At 34.4% G+C, this 17,773-nt stretch carries 14 protein-coding genes; 4 read left to right on the top strand and 10 right to left on the bottom strand.

Going from position 1 to position 17,773, the window contains the following annotated elements; translation table 11 throughout:
* Window positions 1-15: 15 nt before the first annotated feature.
* The 4 genes from mgtE to yjbM are packed head-to-tail and all read right to left on the bottom strand — an operon-like array spanning window position 16 to window position 3,783.
* Window positions 16-1,377, bottom strand: coding sequence for a magnesium transporter (mgtE, locus tag AC4BBR_RS05025; protein WP_490461465.1), 1,362 nt, complete (start codon window positions 1,375-1,377; stop codon window positions 16-18).
* 19 nt (window positions 1,378-1,396) lie between these two features.
* Window positions 1,397-2,290 carry an RluA family pseudouridine synthase gene (locus AC4BBR_RS05020; protein ID WP_490461464.1) on the bottom strand — a complete coding sequence of 298 codons (894 nt, stop codon included), beginning with the start codon at window positions 2,288-2,290 and terminating at the stop codon, window positions 1,397-1,399.
* A gap of 7 nt (window positions 2,291-2,297) precedes the next feature.
* Window positions 2,298-3,095 carry an NAD kinase gene (locus AC4BBR_RS05015; protein ID WP_490461463.1) on the bottom strand — a complete coding sequence of 266 codons (798 nt, stop codon included), beginning with the start codon at window positions 3,093-3,095 and terminating at the stop codon, window positions 2,298-2,300.
* A gap of 10 nt (window positions 3,096-3,105) precedes the next feature.
* The gene (gene yjbM, locus AC4BBR_RS05010; protein WP_490461462.1) at window positions 3,106-3,783 is read right to left on the bottom strand and encodes a GTP diphosphokinase; all 678 of its coding nucleotides are present in this window, start codon (window positions 3,781-3,783) and stop codon (window positions 3,106-3,108) included.
* A 195-nt stretch (window positions 3,784-3,978) separates the two neighbouring features.
* On the opposite strand from yjbM, the gene AC4BBR_RS05005 reads away from it, so the two are divergent.
* Both AC4BBR_RS05005 and AC4BBR_RS05000 read left to right on the top strand, forming a co-directional pair.
* Complete coding sequence (locus AC4BBR_RS05005) at window positions 3,979-4,563, top strand: CYTH domain-containing protein (RefSeq protein WP_490461461.1); 585 nt, start codon at window positions 3,979-3,981, stop codon at window positions 4,561-4,563.
* Window positions 4,564-4,680: 117 nt separating this feature from the next.
* Complete coding sequence (locus AC4BBR_RS05000; protein WP_490461460.1) at window positions 4,681-5,331, top strand: ClpXP adapter SpxH family protein; 651 nt, start codon at window positions 4,681-4,683, stop codon at window positions 5,329-5,331.
* A 142-nt stretch (window positions 5,332-5,473) separates the two neighbouring features.
* On the opposite strand, the gene pepF is transcribed toward AC4BBR_RS05000, so the two are convergent.
* From pepF to spxA, 4 genes are all read right to left on the bottom strand, one after another.
* Window positions 5,474-7,291: an oligoendopeptidase F gene (pepF, locus tag AC4BBR_RS04995; RefSeq protein WP_490461459.1), complete on the bottom strand. Its 1,818-nt coding sequence runs from the start codon at window positions 7,289-7,291 to the stop codon at window positions 5,474-5,476.
* A 43-nt stretch (window positions 7,292-7,334) separates the two neighbouring features.
* Entirely contained in the window at window positions 7,335-8,516 is a 1,182-nt protein-coding gene (locus AC4BBR_RS04990) for a competence protein CoiA (protein ID WP_490461458.1), read from the bottom strand.
* A gap of 98 nt (window positions 8,517-8,614) precedes the next feature.
* Window positions 8,615-9,265 (bottom strand): adaptor protein MecA, encoded by a 651-nt coding sequence (locus tag AC4BBR_RS04985; RefSeq protein ID WP_490461457.1) that lies wholly within the window; start codon window positions 9,263-9,265, stop codon window positions 8,615-8,617.
* Between the two features lie 256 nt (window positions 9,266-9,521).
* A complete protein-coding gene (spxA, locus tag AC4BBR_RS04980; protein ID WP_010760718.1) occupies window positions 9,522-9,920 on the bottom strand; it encodes a transcriptional regulator SpxA in 399 nt (132 codons plus the stop codon).
* 362 nt (window positions 9,921-10,282) lie between these two features.
* Here spxA and trpS point away from each other — a divergent pair, with 362 nt between their 5' ends.
* On the top strand, window positions 10,283-11,299 hold the full coding sequence (gene trpS / locus AC4BBR_RS04975) for a tryptophan--tRNA ligase (RefSeq protein WP_490461456.1): 1,017 nt from the start codon (window positions 10,283-10,285) through the stop codon (window positions 11,297-11,299).
* Window positions 11,300-11,337: 38 nt separating this feature from the next.
* Here the strand turns inward: trpS and AC4BBR_RS04970 are convergent, their stop codons facing one another.
* Window positions 11,338-13,053 carry an ABC transporter ATP-binding protein gene (locus tag AC4BBR_RS04970; protein WP_490461455.1) on the bottom strand — a complete coding sequence of 572 codons (1,716 nt, stop codon included), beginning with the start codon at window positions 13,051-13,053 and terminating at the stop codon, window positions 11,338-11,340.
* A 744-nt stretch (window positions 13,054-13,797) separates the two neighbouring features.
* Here AC4BBR_RS04970 and AC4BBR_RS04965 point away from each other — a divergent pair.
* Window positions 13,798-14,508 carry an HAD family hydrolase gene (locus tag AC4BBR_RS04965; protein ID WP_490461454.1) on the top strand — a complete coding sequence of 237 codons (711 nt, stop codon included), beginning with the start codon at window positions 13,798-13,800 and terminating at the stop codon, window positions 14,506-14,508.
* 54 nt (window positions 14,509-14,562) lie between these two features.
* Here the strand turns inward: AC4BBR_RS04965 and AC4BBR_RS04960 are convergent, their stop codons facing one another.
* The gene (locus tag AC4BBR_RS04960; RefSeq protein ID WP_490461453.1) at window positions 14,563-17,760 is read right to left on the bottom strand and encodes a DEAD/DEAH box helicase; all 3,198 of its coding nucleotides are present in this window, start codon (window positions 17,758-17,760) and stop codon (window positions 14,563-14,565) included.
* Window positions 17,761-17,773: the final 13 nt, after the last annotated feature.

The following is a 17,773-nucleotide window of genomic DNA, read 5'->3' as shown; positions in this document are numbered from 1 at the left end:
TCTTTCCTTTTGCTCTCAAACAAAATACTGCATAAAAAGGCTAGCAATGCTAAAATAAATCAAAACGCTAGTTAAATCGCTCAAAGTAGTAATAAAAGGTCCGCTAGCAACCGCCGGATCAAATCCTAATTTGTCCATCAGCATCGGGATTAAACTACCTGCCAAATTCGCTACTGTAATAGCACATAACATAGCCATCCCAATTACAAACCCTAACGGGAAATTATGTTGCCAGATCCCAACGACGATAAAAATCGCCACACCAGTCACGACACCTGTCACCAGACCTGTCAACACTTCACTAATGATCAAACGACCAAAATTATTATCTTTTTCATCTGATATCGCCAACCTTCTAACTGCTACTGCTAATGATTGTGTTCCCGCATTTCCAGCCGTTCCTGTAATCAATGAAATGAATACAGCCAAAATACTTGCTTCACTAACTAGTACTTCATAGTGGCTGATTAGAGATGCTGTAGACATTCCTAAAAATAGCAGCGTAATCAACCAAGGCAAACGCTTTGAAGCAGCCTTTATTGGATTTTCACTGACTTCTTCGATATTGACCCCTGCCAAACCAGAATAATCGCTAGCCGCTTCATCATCAATAACATCTATGATATCATCAACTGTTACAATCCCTAAAAGATGGTCATCATAATCAGTCACTGGTAATGCTAGAAAATCATAATCCCGAATCGTTTGTGCAACGTCTTCTTGATCATCACCTACATGAACCGAAATTACCCGCTCACTCAAAACGTCTGCAATCATTGTATCATCATCATTAACAATCAAATCACGTAATGAAATAACCCCGACTAAATGATCTTCCTGATCTACCACGTAAACATAATAAATCGTTTCGGCCACATCTGCCTGATTTTTCAATACATACATCGCGGAACGAACCGTTTGATTCGCAACAATAGAGACAAATTCAGTCGTCATGATCGATCCCGCTGTATCATCTTCATAATGCAGTAATTCTTTGATTTCGCCAGCATCTTCTGTACTCATTAAGCTTAGGTATTTCGCCTTTTGGCTTTTATCAAGCATATTTAATAAATCCACTGCATTATCTGTATACATTTCAGACAACATTTCAGCAGCATAACTGGGACGCATTTCAGCGATATAATCTTTCATATTTTCGTTATCTTCTTCGATAACATCAAACATATCTGCTAACTCTTTGGGAGACAGATAACTATAAATTTGTTTTCTATCTACTTCATCGATTGATTGATAAAATTGTCCTTGCTCATAAATATGGAGGGCTAAAAACAATTCTCGAAACTCAGTCATCTGCTGCTTTTTTAATTTTTCTAACAGCAATGCAAAATGCTCTTCCATTTCTTGCCCCTCGTTCACCCAAACCACTCCTTTCAATCTAAAGTTGATCTACAATTTTCTTCATATCTTCTGCTAAAGGAGAAGTTAACTCTAAGCGTTGCTTCGTAAAAGGATGGTTAAAACTCAATTGACAGCAGTGTAGAGCCTGACGTTCCATACCGCTATCCATTTTACCACCATACATGTCATCTCCCAATAAGGGGCATCCAATTGCCTCAAAATGCACTCTAATCTGATGGGTTCTTCCTGTATGAAGTTGAATGTTTACTAAAGCTTGATTATTCTTACGTTTCAACAACCAATATTCAGTTTCAGCTTGTTGACCAGTTTCGATAATAGTTCTTTTTAGTATAGAGGATAAATCTCGTCCGATTGGAAGCTCTATTGTTTCATGTTCCTTTAAACGCAATACATCACCACCAACCAAGGCTTTATAAATCTTGATAACTTTTTTCTTGCGTAGCTCCTGGTCCAACATAGCATGAGCAAAACCATGTTTAGCAAATAACATCAAGCCTGTAGTATCTCGATCTAATCGAGTCACCACATGAATCACCTGATCTTGGTAATCTTGTGCTTTAAAATACGCCTTCACTCGATTAGCCATCGTTCCATTCGGATGATATTGAGCTGGAATCGATGCAACCCCAGCTGGTTTGTTGACAACTAAATAATGCTCATCTTCAAAAATAATATCGATTGGTACATCATCAACAAGTAACGTTTCATGTTCCTTCTCATCAGGGATCGTAATTTTGACTTGATCTCCAAAAGATAATTTAAATAAAACATTTTCAACAGACTGATTGACTTCAATTTTTCCACCTTGAAACTTTATTTTTGCTAAAAGCCCTTTGGAAATTCCTTGCTCTTTCAAAAAATATTTTACTTGTTGTTCTTCTTTTTTTTCAACTGTCCAATTAAATTCCATTACTTTATTAATCCTCACTAATAAAGGCATCTTTTACTCGATGCCAAAAATGCATATGCCGATAAGAAGCAAAATGAATACGTTCATTCGCAATACGATAATAAATAGACTTGATATCATCTTGGTAAATATCTAATTGATCGACTGTGATCAAATAATCATTACTTTCCTGTAACTTAATTTCTACCCATTCTGTATGTGCAATCACAATCGGCGAACCTAACGTTCTAAAAACTCGATTATTCAGCGAAGCAATCTCGGCGAGTTGAAATGCATTGATACTAGGATGAAGCACGGCGCCGCCAATACTCTTATTGTAAGCCGTCGATCCAGTAGGCGTAGATACAGATAAACCGTCACCACGAAAACGTTCAAACAACTCATCTTTGATAAACACATCAGCGACCATAGTACGATTTGCTCGTTTAATCGTAGATTCATTCAATGCTAAAAAATGCTTATCAGGTTTCTTACCATGAAACTTGATTTTTACATCCAACAAAGGATAACTAACACTTTTTTCTTGATGAACTAAAAGACTTTGAACTAATTCTTCTAACTCATAATCCCGCCAATCAGTATAAAAACCTAGATGACCCGTATGGACACCTAAAAAACTGACGTCGTCCAGTCGATGACTGAAACGATGAAACGCTGATAATAATGTACCATCTCCACCTACAGAAATCACGAGATCTGGTTTCTGGTTGTCAATGTCAATTTTATTATTCTTCAAAAGTAGGAGTAATTGACGGGTAACTTCGTTTGACTTTTGTTCATGATTATGAACGATCGCAACTTTCATACTACTCCTCCTATTCTTTATCCATCCTTTTTTTATTGTTCAATTTTTTATAGTAATTATCCTTTGACTTTCCTCGTCCATGTGAGAAAAGATGCTGTGCTTCTTGGATTTCTTCCCGTATTGAGGACATTTCCTCATCTAATTGATAAGCGGCCTCAGCAGCTCGTTGCAATCGATCTTTCATTTCTTCTGGAAAAACACCTTGATATTTATAGTTTAATGAATGCTCAATTGTCGCCCAAAAATTCATTGCTAATGTGCGTATTTGGATTTCAGCTAAAATCTTTTTTTCACCTGTGATTAACTGGACAGGATATTCGATCACCAAATGATAGGAACGATAGCCGCTCTCTTTTTTGTTTGTAATATAGTCTCGTTCTTGAATAATTTTCAAATCTTTACGATTGCGAATGATATCCACAACTTGCCGAATATCCTCAACAAATTGGCACATGATCCTAAGTCCTGCGATATCCTGCATTTCTTCTTCTAAACGATCAACAGAAATATTACGCAATGCAGCCTTCGTCAAAATACTATCTACAGGTTTCACTCGCCCCGTTACAAACTCAATAGGTGTATGTTTATTTTGTTCTCGAAACTGCTTGCGAATACCGCGCAGCTTGACCTTCATTTCTCCAACAGCCTGTTCATACGGTGCTAGAAAAAGCTCCCACTCTTTCTCCATCCTAATCCCTCTATTTCTTTGAATTTGATTCTCAGCTTATTTTACCATAGAGCCATGAAAAATAGGGCAATTTGAGAAATTGTCTAAAATTTTTAGACAATAGCGAATTTTTTAACTTCTAGTTCACTTTTCTTGACGCAAACGGGTAAAGTATGCAAAAATTGAATTAAATTAAAGAAAGTGGGTCAAATAACAGTGAGTGAACATTTAGAAATAGAATTTAAAACATTATTATCTATTGAAGAGTTTTCACGTACGGTTAGCTACTTTCAACTAAAAGAAGAACAATTTTTTTCACAGACCAATTATTATTTTGATTCAGCCGATTGCCAATTAAAAAAAAGACACATCGGTTTAAGAGTTCGTATACTATCAAATAATGCAGAAATCACTTTAAAAATTCCTGAAAAAGTCGGCCTGTTGGAAATCAACGATGCACTCTCTATTGAAAAAGCACAGCAAATCGTTGAATCGGCTTCACTTCCAGATTATGGAAATGTTTACAACAGATTGACTATATTGGGAATTGATAAAAATGATTTACGTTTAATCGGCAGCTTAACAACTAAACGAGCAGAAATAAAACTTCCCCAAGGTTTACTCGCGCTAGATGAAAGTTGGTACAATGAGCAACATGATTTTGAATTGGAATTAGAAGTAGATGATGAAATCAACGGAAAAAAAGATTTTGTTTCACTATTGAATACTTTGAATATCAAAGAATGCCCAGCACCAAATAAAATCCAGCGAATGATACTAAGCTCAAAAGAAAAAGATTAAGAAGTTATTACAGCAAAAACAAATCATTTCATTTTTCACAGATTTTCTGATAAATTGGGAACACTCAGTTGAGAAATGATGTCTGGTTGCAAAAGAGTCAAATTGGAGGAAGTATGAATGATTGAAATCTATCTGTTCGTTAATCCTTTGGGGGACATTTGTCTCAACGTTGAAAAGGATATTTTAAAATTAGTTGAAACTGAAAACAAAAAAATCCAGTTTCGTTTTATACCATTAGTTAATATGAAAACTATAAACCATCTTATAAAGTTGTTTAACATCCCAGTACATGATATTGAACAACGTAATCAATTGTTTGAAGATATTTATTCCGCTGCACTAGATTATAAAGCAGCCCAACTGCAAGGAAAGAAAAAAGGACGCCATTTACTTCTTGGCTTACAACAAGCTGTGGCGGTAGATAACGTTCCGTACTCTTTAGAATTAGCTGAAAAGCTAGTAGTAGAAGCTGGTGGGGATCTAGATATGTTTAAAACCGATCGTCAATCTGATTTTGTTAAGGAATCTTTTCAAACAGATCAGCAAATTGCCCGAGAAATGGGGATTGTAAAACATCCTTCTGCAGTGGTTTACAATTATACATGTGATCGTGATTTTGGTGTACTTGTAGAAGATTGCGAATCCATGGATGAAATCAAAAAACTGTGTGAAACATCAGAAGATAATTTACAGTATTTTCATGAGAAATTTGAATTAAAGCATTATAATGAAACTAGAGTTCCACATGGACATTTACATTTGCTTTAATTAAAGAGAATAGAGAAAACAGCTCCTTCAGAATTAAAACGAAAGAGCTGTTTTTTTATATTCAAGAGTACGGATAGACGGTAGAAGTAGAAATACTCTTTTTGGAAAATAGCTTCTATCTCAGGCTCCTGCACCTTATTTTTTATTTTTCTAAAGTTCCCAGTAATTTTTCTAACTCGTTTAGTCTTATCTCAAAAACGTTCATAGCATCTTCTATATACTGCGGTTTTGTCATATCCACTCCAGCTTTTTTCATCACTTCTATTGGATAATCACTGCTACCCGATTTCAAATAAGTCAAATAGTTATCCAATGCGCATGGTTCATTGGATAATATCTTATTTGCTAAAGCTGAAGCAGCTGAAAAACCTGTAGAATATTGATAAACATAATAATTGTAATAAAAATGAGGAATCCGTGACCACTCTAAAGAAATTTCAGGATCTTTCATCACTTCAGGACCATAATATTTTTGATTCAATTTACCATAATAATCACCCAAATACTCACTAGTTAAAGGTACACCTTTTGCATCTTCGGTATGAATAAAATGTTCAAATTCAGCAAATTGCGTTTGGCGGAAAATTGTTCCTTTGAAACCATCTAGATAATGATTCAACACGTATGCGCGAATTCTAGGATCAGTTTCTGTTTCCAATAAATATTCTGTTAAAAGATTTTCATTCGTCGTTGAAGCTATTTCAGCTAAGAAAATGGAATAGTCGCCATAAACATACGGCTGATTATTACGCGTAAAATAGCTATGGACACTATGACCCATTTCATGAACTAATGTGTACAATTGATCTAAACTATCATGCCAGTTCATTAAGATGTACGGCGCTGTATCGTAAGCGCCAGACGAGTAAGCTCCACTGCGTTTTCCTTGATTTTCGATGACATCAATCCACCGATCATTGAATGCAGCTTTTACTACACCTAAATACTCTTCGCCCATCGGTTTCAAGGCAATAATTGTTTTTTCTTTTGCTTCTTCATAAGAATACTTGATGGATGCTTCACCTAAGATAGGTGTGTACATATCATACATATGGAGTTCTTCTACTTTCAATAAACGTTTCCGTAAAGAAACATAGCGATGCAACAACGGAAGATTCTTATTTACCACGTCTATTAATGTATCATAAACACTTTCTGGAATATGATTGTTACTCAACGCAGCTTCTCTTGCAGAAGAATAATTACGAACTTTAGCTTTATAATTGTGAGTCTTAACATGCGAACTTAACGTTTGGGCAAATGTATTTTTAAATTGATTATAAACAGTATACAAGCTTTTAAACGCTTTTTCACGGACACTTCTATGTGTATTTTCCATTAACTGCCCATAAACGCCATGAGTCAGTTGAATCTTTTCACCATGTTCATTTTCGATCACTGGAAATTTTAAATCAGCATTATTCAAGATAGAAAAAGTATTACTAGATGCTTCAAAAATTTCACCAGCACCAGCTAATAACGCTTCTTGATCGGCAGATAAAATATGTGGACGATCACTCAAGATATTTTCAATAAAATGACGATAGATCTCCAACTTTGGTTCCTCATCAAAATAGCCCCAAATCTGGTCATCTTCTAATGATAAGACCTCTGGCTCAAACCACGAAACTGCTTCGCTTGCTTGAGCTAACAAAGAACTTGCTCTAGCATATAAAGCTTGGTACGTTGTACTGGTCGTATCTTGATCATTTTTTAAATGAGCATACACATAAATTACTTCGATTTTACGATAAATACTTAACAGCTTTTCAATACTGCCTAAAAAAGCTTTGCTGTCTTTCTCTAGCGTTCCTTTAAATTGTTCAATGTCTTTTAATTCATCTACCAGCGCATGAAAAGCTTCATCAAAAGCTTCGTTATTTTTAAAAATCTTGGTCAAATCCCATGTCTTTTCAGTGGGTAAACTCGAACGTTTTGGCAATTGCTTTGTTTCACTCATTAGATCGGCTCCTTTTCATTTTTTTATCCATAGTTTTATCTTATCACATTTTTAAAGGAGTAGCAGTTATTAGATAACTATTTTCGATTTTTTTCAACCATTTGCTTACGTCTAATATCCTTTGTTTAGAAATTCTTCCGCAAATTTTCCATCCGTTTTCAACTCTAACTAAATGATTACACGCAATCAAATAAGTAAGCATTTGATTTATGCAATAGTCTAAAACTGTCTCAAAAGGAATATTAGGTAACTCGTAAAATAACTCAACGGATTTTTCCAACTCTGTTTTTAACAGCTGAATCAATTCTAAATACCCAAAAACATTCTGATCAAAAAACTGTACCAAATTCCAAATTCGTACTTTTAATAACATATCCGAGCCTCTACAACAGAAGATATGGAGGCCAGGATAATAAAACCAATTTGGTAATTGAAGCAGATGCATGTGATTGTTATATAATTCAGATTGAACCATTCTTATCTTCTCATTTTTCATATATAATTTTCTATTCAACTCGGAATAATACCCTTGTATCAGTTCCCCCATCTTAAATTTTCGTCGAATATAAACTTTTGATATCTCAGGGAAATTTAAGATTTCTAGTAAAAAGTCACTGTAAAAAGACCAGCTTTTTTTTGAAGAATACATTCTCATTTTCCAATCTTCTTCAATATGAAAATATAAGGTCAATTCTTCCTTTTCCCAATCGACTGTCCACAGGTAAAAACCTAATCTATCAGAATAATAACACAAATTTTTGGCTAATTCGCTTAAAGTTTTATGAGTTGAAAATAACTTTTTGCCACAGATCCAAATAGGGACATAACCATGTTTCAAATAACTTTGGGTTCGTTCGATCAGTCGTTGCGTACTCAATGGACTACATTGTATCTCTAATGCAATATTACCTATTAAAAGATCTGGGCGCTGATTCAAAGCTGGTAGATACTTTTCTAACTCATAGTCAATAGCTTCGTTCTCACACCACTTAGCAAAATTTTTTTTCAGTGATACATGCTCTATCGTCTCACCTTCTGAATATGTACTGCAAGAGCTGTTACTATAATGAGAAAAATGCGGTAATTTAACTTTACCATTCTTTATTCGAACTGGATGATCGCAAGCTGGACAAAAATACGGTTTGCCCTTCAGTTGTTCGATTTCTTCTCTCGATAAATTCAACAAGGTTATAGCTTGTTTATCTTTTGAATTTGCACTTAACACATAACTCACCTCATAATTAAGATACGCAAAAATAATACTGATTCATCAAAAAAAACTGAAACAAAGCATACTCGCTTTGTCTCAGTTTTTTTGGAAGTTTATTCGAAGTAATATCTTGTTAACTCCAGTGCGTTACGTTCCATGATACACGTCCCATATTCATTCAATGTCTCAGATGTAACTGTCGATAAATTAGCAAATTCCAATAACTGAGCTAATTCATTTTCTACATCATTTTTCCCTAATTCATCCAATAAGAAAATAACTTGGAGATAATATGTTTTTTTAAATGTATACAAATTCGCTATTACAGATTGTAAAAACACTTCATTTGACAGTTGTACCATTGTGTCAAAATCATTAAGCTCAAATACTAAATTTTTTACTGTATCATCAGCAAATTCTTGTGTTTCATCAGCAAAATCATCTTCGATTTGTTTACGAATTATATTACTAACTTCTTCTGAATTAAGATCGTTAAAACCTTCAAAATTAGAAACTTCATCAATTGATGCATTCTTACTAATAAATAGTTCCAATCCATCGCTTTTTGGCAGAACTTGAAAGGTAACAGCTTCACTGCCTTGAAATTCATCTTCCACATCAACTTCTTCTAAAATACTATAGAAAAAATTCTCTACTTCTTTGTGGTTGCCGAGTAAATCTAAAAAAGTGATTCCTCTGTCAGCTAGATCTTCATTACCTATCAACACACGGATGGTATTTTCGTTAATATGTTCCATTTCCATGTCTCTACACCTCACTTTTGCTAATCAGGAAACTTATTCTTACGTACATTGTAGCGGAATCACGACAAATGTAAAGGGAAAAGTAATAATATTCCTAAATAAACTGTTGTCTTAGTATATTCCTAAAAAACTGTTCTATAAACTTATATGTACTTTTTTTTATTATTAAAAAAAAAAGTAATAAATCGTGTGCTATGTAGAATTTAATCGAAAAAGAAAACCCCTGTCACAAGGACAAAGGTTCTCCTCTTACCTTTTATAAACCTGCCATCAATTGTGCTTGACGTAATTCCAACTGTCTAACTCCTCTTGGTAAGAAGCGTCGAATTTCGTCCTCGTTAAAACCAACCTGTAATCTCTTTTCATCAATCATTATTGGTCGACGCAACAATCCAGGATTCTCTTTTACTAATTCTAGCAAATCTTGCAATGGAAGTTCATCCAAATCCATATTAAGTTTTTGGAAAACCTTAGAACGAGTAGAGATAATCTCTTCTGTTCCATCTTCTGTCATTCGCAAAATTGCTTTCAATTCTGAAATATTCAATGGTTCTGAAAAAATATTTCTTTCCTTGAATGGAATCTCGTGTTCTTGTAACCACGCACGAGCCTTACGGCAAGACGTACAACTTGGGGAAGTATAAAGTGTCAACATGTGCATCACTCCTTATCGTGATTCTCATCACTATTTTGAAATAGGAAATCGAATTGTTTTCCCATTTAACATAAGTATACCCAATTTCTAATAAAAATACTAGCTCTTTTTCAAAGAAAAAACATAATTTTTCGTTATTTTACATGTTTTTTTTAAATATTGAAATAAAGTTCGTTTTTTTTTTACATAAAATTATAACGTTTTCAAAACCGGTAAAATGAGTGAATCCTCATAATCCACTATAACTGTACTAGTCTAAAAGTTTTAACATTTTATTTTTTCTCTATAATCCTGTTTTTTTTTATTTTTAGCTGTATAATGATATCAATGACTTTTTATTAATTGATTAAGGTGGTTACTTTATGGAAACAATTTTTTCTGGCATTCAGCCCAGTGGAATACCAACTATTGGAAATTATATTGGCGCAATGAAACAATTTATTGACTTGCAAAATAATTATGACTGTTACTTTTGTATTGTTGATGAACATGCAATCACAGTTCAACAAGATCCTTTGAAGCTTCGTCAACAAACACGTGGTTTAGCTGCTCTATATCTAGCTGTAGGGCTTGATCCTGAGAAAGCCACAATCTTCATTCAATCTGAGGTTTCTGCTCATGCAGAAGCGGCTTGGATCATTCAATGCAATACAACTATCGGAGAATTAGAGCGTATGACTCAATTTAAAGATAAATCACAAAAAAATGGACGTACTGGCGTAAGCGCTGGACTTTTGACTTATCCTCCTTTAATGGTAGGAGATATTATATTATATAATGCAAACCTGGTTCCTGTCGGAGATGATCAAAAACAACATTTAGAATTAACACGAGATTTTGTGGAACGCTTCAATAAACGTTATGGGCAAGCAAATCAAGCCATTCTGGTTCTTCCAGAAGTTAAAATTGCTGAACAAGGCGGACGTGTGATGAGCTTACAGGATCCAACTAGTAAAATGAGTAAATCAGATTCAAATATCAAAAGTTTTATCTCAATGCTAGATGAGCCAAATATCATCCGCAAAAAAATCAAATCAGCGGTGACTGATTCAACAGGTATCATTGAATATGATCCAGAAAATAAGCCTGGCATCTCCAATTTATTGAGTATTTTCTCTGCAGCTACCGATCGTCCTGTCGAGGAAATAGCTTCTGCTTATAAAGGAAAAGGTTATGGAGAATTTAAAACAGATTTAGGTGAAGCAGTCGTAGAACTATTAGCACCGATCCAAGAGCGTTATTATACCTTACTCGCTTCTGACGAGTTAGACGACATCCTTGACCGAGGAGCTGAAGAAGCTCGTCTTGTCGCCAACAAAACATTACAACGAATGAAAAACGCCATTGGTTTGGGAAGAAAACCACGCAAAAAAGATTAATAAAAAGCCAAGTTGAACGGAATCAGCTTGGCTTTTTATTAATCTCTAAATTGTGCATCATGCAAACGGCGATAATGTCCACCTTTCGCTAATAAATCTTTATGTGTTCCCTCTTCTAATATTCCTTTATCACTAACAACAATAATCCGTGTCGCATGTTTAATTGTTGCCAAGCGATGAGCAATAATAAGTGTTGTTCTACCTTCAGCTAAAGCGTTTAATGATTCTTGAATTACTTGTTCTGTCTCAGTATCTAATGCAGACGTTGCTTCATCCAAGATTAAAATCGGTGGATTTTTTAAGAACATACGAGCAATTGCCACCCGTTGTTTTTGTCCACCAGAAAGTTTAACGCCACGCTCTCCAATTATCGTATCTAAGCCATCCGACATTTGATCGACTACTTTTTCTAAATGAGCTAATTGAATAGCTTTTTGAATTTCTTCTTCGGTCGCATCTAGCTTACCATATGCTATATTTTCCCGAATCGTTCCAGGAAATAAGAACACATCTTGTTGGACAATCCCTATTTGACTTCTCAAAGAAGCTAGTGTCATGTCTTGAATATTAATCCCGTCAATAGTAATTTGTCCTTCTGTTACGTCATAAAATCTCGGCAATAAATTACAAAGAGTTGTTTTACCTGACCCACTTTGACCTACAAAAGCGACTGTTTCACCAGGGACAATCTGCAAATCGATATGATTCAACACTTTCGTAGAATCAGCATAAGAAAACGAAACATCCTCATAGAGGATATCACCATGTAAATGCTCCACCGTTACTGCATCAGGCTTGTCTTGAATTGTAGGTTTCTTATCGATTTCTTCAGTAAATCGTTTAAATCCAGCAATTCCTTTTGGATAACTTTCGATCATATTATTAACTTTTTCGATTGGACGAACAAAAACATTCGACAATAGAATAAATCCAACAAATTGCCCATCTGTAATTTCGCCTTTAATCGTATAATATGCACCAAAAATCAGTGTAAACAAATTGATCAAACGAATGAAAAAGTAATTGTACGCTGAACTGATTCCCATCACTTTATAAAACGTGATTTTTGACTGGCGGTATGCTTGATTCAACCCTTCAAAACGGTGACGCTCAAACGGTTCATTAGCGAAAGATTGTGTCACACGAATACCACTGACAGATGCTTCAACACCTGCATTAAAATCACCAAGGTTGTCATAGATTTTGGTATTAACCTTTGTCATCTTCTTATTAAAGAACACCAAGGCAATAGTAATAAAAGGCAGAGCAATAAATGTAGCTAAAGCAAGCTGTACATGTATTCTAAGCATCAAATAAAATGCACCCGCTAAGGTCATGATTGTAATGAAAACATCTTCAGGACCATGATGAGCAACTTCAGATATTTCAAATAAATCTGTTGTTAATCGACTCATCAATTTCCCTGTTTTTTGATTATCATAGTATTCAAATGGCTGCGTCTGCAAATGTCCATAGAGTTCACGGCGCATATCTGTTTCAATATTTACTCCTAATTTATGGCCAAAAAATACTACAATATACTGTAAAAAAGTATTGAGTATATAAAATAAAAGTAAACCCACACAAGCTAATACGATCAAGCGAAAGTTTCCTTTCGGCATGATTTTATCGATAACTTGATTCACAACTACTGGAAATGATAATTCTAGTAAGCCAGCTAGAACAGCACAACCAAAATCTAAAATAAATAAGTGCTTATATGGTCGATAATAACTAAAAAATCGGTTTAACATAAACTCCCCTTTCTTTTGACACTAAGACTATTATACGCAAAGAGATAATAGGATGCAATCCTATTAAATATTGATAAAAACAAGTTAAAATAAACACTGATATGATTTTAGCTACCTATTTAATTAATAGGAAAAGGTATCAAACATTTGCTTTCTCAATTATTATTTACACAATTTTAGCTATTAGAAATTCTAAAAAATGATTAGCAACCACGAATTCTAGTACTGCCAAAGTAAACACCAAACTAAGGAAAAAGACTTTCGATCTAGTTTTCTATACATTTTGAACCCCTCTAAATACTGTTATGTCAATCACTTGAAAATATAACTATTATTTGCTAGATTATACTTATACATGTACATCATAAAAAAACACCGATAAGTTGCTTATGTCTTGGGGAAGATGAGCTTTATCGGTGTTTATACTTTTTATTATACTAAATGTTGAAATTTTTTCCACTTCAAAATTTCTCTAAGGATATTACTTTTTTGAATAATAAAGTTTAGAAATTTGTTTTTTTATTCCCCTTTTCATCATACAATTAGTGTTTTTCTATAATTTGTCGAAAGTTTCCTTATAACTATTATACTTTGTTCATTAATAATCTGCTCATCTATATTTTTTCCTGTCAGCATTCTAATTTAAATTAAAATTTTCTTTCTGTTCTTTTGTGAAAAAGTTCGCTACAATAGGTAAGGATTTTGAAAATTTTTATGAAAAGTATTAAGGGGTGCAATTTTTTTATGAAAACTATTGTTTTTGATGTTGATGATACAATTTATGACCAGCAACAACCGTTTAGAAATGCAATAAAATCAGTCTTTCCTTGTGTGAAAGATGAAGATATGCATGCTCTATATATTCGTTTTCGTTTTCATAGTGATGAGACATTCCCAAAGGTTATGGCGAATGAATGGACACTGGAGTACATGCGATTTTTCCGAATCAACGAATCTTTAAAAGACTTAAATTATCCGATTGTTTCACAAGAAGATGGTCTAATTTTCCAAAAAAAGTATGAAGATGAACTGGATAATATCGTCATGCATCCTGAAGTAAAAAAAGTCTTTGATTTCTTAAAAGAGAAAAAAATTCCTATGGGGATCATTACAAATGGCCCCACAGATCATCAATTCAAAAAAGTAAAACAGCTTCAATTAGAAAATTGGGTGCCAACTGATAATATTATTATTTCTCAAAGTACGGGCTTTCAAAAACCAGAAAGAGAAATCTTTGATCATGCTGCAAAAGTATTCGGTATGGATAGTGAACGTACATTGTATGTTGGAGATAGCTTTGAAAATGATATTGCTGGTGCCAAAAATGGTGGTTGGAACTCTTTATGGTTCAATCATCGGTTACGCGAAATACCTGCTGATGAAGAAGCATATCATATTAAGGAAGTTACCTCATTTGATGACTTATTCCCTACGATTCAATTGTTATTTCCATAAAAAAATACAGCGTATGCTTAGATTTTTTTTCTAAGTCTACGCTGTATCTTTCTTTTATTCACCAATACTCAAGATCATTCGAATATCATCTTCAGTCATTTTCGCTAATTGTTCTTCGTTTCCTTGAATTACTTTTTGAAATAGCTCTCGTTTTTCCTGTTGTAACGAGTCCATTTTTTCTTCAACAGTGCCTTCTGCGATCATTCGCCAGACCTCTACCACATTCTTTTGACCGATTCGATGCGCTCGTCCAGCGGCTTGTTCTTCCACTGCCGGATTCCACCATAAATCGTAAAGAATTACAGTATCTGCACCAGTTAAGTTTAGACCGGTTCCTCCAGCTTTCAACGAAATCAAAAAGACATCTTTTTCACCAGCATTAAATGCGTCTGCCATATTCATTCGTTCTTTAGGTTTTGTGCTCCCTCTTAAATAGAAAGTTGACAAATCTAAGTCATTCAATTCTTTTTCGATAATCGACAACATACTTGTAAATTGAGAGAAAAGCAACACACGTCGATTGTTTTCTTTAGCAGCTACTAATAAGTCTTTAACTTGCTCTAATTTTCCTGAACCGCCTGTATAATCATCAATAAATAAACTAGGGTCACAGCAAATTTGACGTAAACGAGTCAATCCAGCCAAAATACTTAACCGATTCTTCTTGAAAGAATCTTGATCCATTTGGCTGACATCTTCTTGCATTTGTTTTAGATAAGCTAAGTAAACTGTTTTTTGCTCCTCAGTAAGGACACTGTATAGATTACTTTCGATCTTATCAGGCAAGTCCGCCAATACCGTTTTCTTATCTCGTCTTAAAATAAACGGTTGAATCATTTTGGCAATTTCTTCTGGCTTCATTGATCTAAATAAGGTTTTCGAAGGAAATAGTCCTGGTATAATCATTTGAAAAATAGACCATAGCTCATCCAAATTATTCTCAATTGGTGTTCCACTTAGAGCAAAGCGTTGCGGAACCATTAAACTTTTTAAAGCTTGAGCTGTTTTCGTTCCACTATTTTTTACCATTTGAGCTTCATCTAGAATTAAGTAACCTAAATTCAATCCTTGATACATATCGATATCTTGTCTAAGACTGGCATAGGACGTAATCAATACATCTAAATCCGGCCGATTTGCAAGTTTTTCTCGTTCAGATTTATTTCCAGCTACGACTTCAGTTAGTAAATCTGGCGCAAATTTCTTCAATTCCGCTGCCCAGTTATAAATTAAGCTAGCAGGTGCCACGATCAACGCTGCGCCAGTTTGTTTCTGTTCTTCTTTTTCAGATAATAAATAAGTGATCGTTTGAAGGGTTTTCCCAAGTCCCATTTCATCCGCTAAAATACCGCCAAATTGATAATAGCTAAGCATTTTTAACCATTTAAATCCATCGATTTGATAATTTCTAAGGGTCGCTTGAATTTTTTTGGGCAAATCAACATCAAACTTTTCCGGATGGGTTAAATTTGACACCATTTCTTTAAAAGAATCAGAAAAATGCGCTCGAGTATTATTTTCTAACATATTTTCGATCATTAACCCTTGATTTCTCGGCACTTGAATCGTTCCTTGAACGTTTTTCATATTTTTTCTCAACATCGTCAAAATTTCACTTGTCTGCTGAAACTCTTCCGAATCTAAAGACAAAACTTCTCCAGTTTCCAATGTATAAAAACGATCATTTCGTAGCAAACTTGCTAAAACAGCGTCAATTTCCTGTTCAGCGATTCCTGTGATATCAAAACGCACATCCAACCAAGATTCAGAGTCAGAAACTTCAATCATCGGTTGATAATGGGCCGCATCTAAATATAATTCCCGCAATTTTTTACCCATACGAACTTCACCTAAACGACGAAAAGTCGGAACTTCTGCTTTAAAAAAATAATACAAACGCTCACCAGAAGGTAAAGCTTTTTCATAACCATCCGCAACTTTTTGATAGCCAAATGAGCTTAGTTGCTCTAAAATTTCTTTTTCTTTTTTACTGTCACGAACAACTTCTTGATTCACCCCTGAAGCCACTGAATGGTCATTATCTGTTGAAAAAACAACTTCTCCATAAGTAAAATCAACCCGAACTTTGATCATTCCTTTGATTTTTCGAAAAGTAAAAATTGTTGCTAACGAGTGATAAACAACTTCTTGAGTGACCTCCTCGCTAATCTTCACCCTTCCAATTTTTTCTAGTAAAGGAATAACTCCACCGAAAAAATCTGATAACTCAGACTTTTCATAAATGATTTCAGGTTTTTCAATTCTTTTTAATAATTGTAATAACGTCGTATAGATTGCTTCTTGTTCTTGAGTAAAAATATAGACCTGATCTTTACTAAAGCCCCACTGATAATGTGATAAAAACGTAGTGATCTGGTCATCTATCACTAATTTGTATTTATCATCTGGCTGCTTACTTATATCAAAAAAGATCGGTAATACTCCTTTTACAAAAGAAAGATGTCGATATTTTTTCCCTTCATCGTTTAATTGAAAATATGGGATCAAACTCATTTTTTCAAGTATTTTTTGCCCTTGATCTATTGGCAACACAAGGTAACGTTTATCGATTTTCCCTTTGACTTGGATCCCGTTAGCACCAAGTAATTGACTCGTTTGATAGATTGCTGATAGTTGTTCTAACAACTCTTGGTTTTCAATCGAAAACGCTTCTTTTGTTAGATCAAAATGATGTTGTTTATTGATTAAAAAACTTCCTTCTTTTTGGAAAGTCTGGAAAAATTCACCAATATTTTTAACGATATAGGTTTTAGGTTTAACGCCTTGATTTCCAAGGCGCAATGAAACACCCAAAACAGCTAACTCAGGATAATAACTGTTTGTCTCAATAACATCTACAATATATTCAACCGTTAATGGCGAGATCTTACTTTTTTCTTCCGATAGATTTAGCTTAGAGAAACCCTTTGTAAACATCTCTGAAATAGACAAAGATCGTTTTTCAAATTGGACTGGTTGATCCGCTTTTATAATTCGAGAAGTTCCTTTGTGACGTAAATATAGCTCAACCGCAACTGTATGCTTGCAATAACCATGATCTTTCCAATAAGGACATTCACAAATATCATTTTCTTTGGCAGTTCCATCTAATTGCACACGATACAGTTCATTTCCTAAAACTTCTGCATACCAAATTTTTCTCTCAGAATCTTGCACGACCGACAAGACTCTGCCTTCTTTCATATATTCCCTGCCCCGCTCAACAATTCGTTCTGGAATACTCCACTTCATATTTTCACCTCCT

It is taken from the genome of Enterococcus sp. AMC1251, assembly GCF_058216535.1.
Note: the sequence above shows the minus strand (reverse complement) of the source record. Positions and strands in the feature narration are given on the sequence as shown.

What these genes read in the sequence shown, in the direction of transcription:
- AC4BBR_RS05020 (WP_490461464.1), bottom strand. Translation starts at nt 2,290, where the DNA reads ATGGAATTTAATTGGACAGTTGAAAAAAAAGAAGAACAACAAGTAAAA.
- AC4BBR_RS05015 (WP_490461463.1), bottom strand. Translation starts at nt 3,095, where the DNA reads ATGAAAGTTGCGATCGTTCATAATCATGAACAAAAGTCAAACGAAGTT.
- yjbM (WP_490461462.1), bottom strand. Translation starts at nt 3,783, where the DNA reads ATGGAGAAAGAGTGGGAGCTTTTTCTAGCACCGTATGAACAGGCTGTT.
- AC4BBR_RS05000 (WP_490461460.1), top strand. Translation starts at nt 4,681, where the DNA reads ATGATTGAAATCTATCTGTTCGTTAATCCTTTGGGGGACATTTGTCTC.
- pepF (WP_490461459.1), bottom strand. Translation starts at nt 7,291, where the DNA reads ATGAGTGAAACAAAGCAATTGCCAAAACGTTCGAGTTTACCCACTGAA.
- AC4BBR_RS04985 (WP_490461457.1), bottom strand. Translation starts at nt 9,265, where the DNA reads ATGGAAATGGAACATATTAACGAAAATACCATCCGTGTGTTGATAGGT.
- spxA (WP_010760718.1), bottom strand. Translation starts at nt 9,920, where the DNA reads ATGTTGACACTTTATACTTCCCCAAGTTGTACGTCTTGCCGTAAGGCT.
- trpS (WP_490461456.1), top strand. Translation starts at nt 10,283, where the DNA reads ATGGAAACAATTTTTTCTGGCATTCAGCCCAGTGGAATACCAACTATT.
- AC4BBR_RS04970 (WP_490461455.1), bottom strand. Translation starts at nt 13,053, where the DNA reads ATGTTAAACCGATTTTTTAGTTATTATCGACCATATAAGCACTTATTT.
- AC4BBR_RS04965 (WP_490461454.1), top strand. Translation starts at nt 13,798, where the DNA reads ATGAAAACTATTGTTTTTGATGTTGATGATACAATTTATGACCAGCAA.
- AC4BBR_RS04960 (WP_490461453.1), bottom strand. Translation starts at nt 17,760, where the DNA reads ATGAAGTGGAGTATTCCAGAACGAATTGTTGAGCGGGGCAGGGAATAT.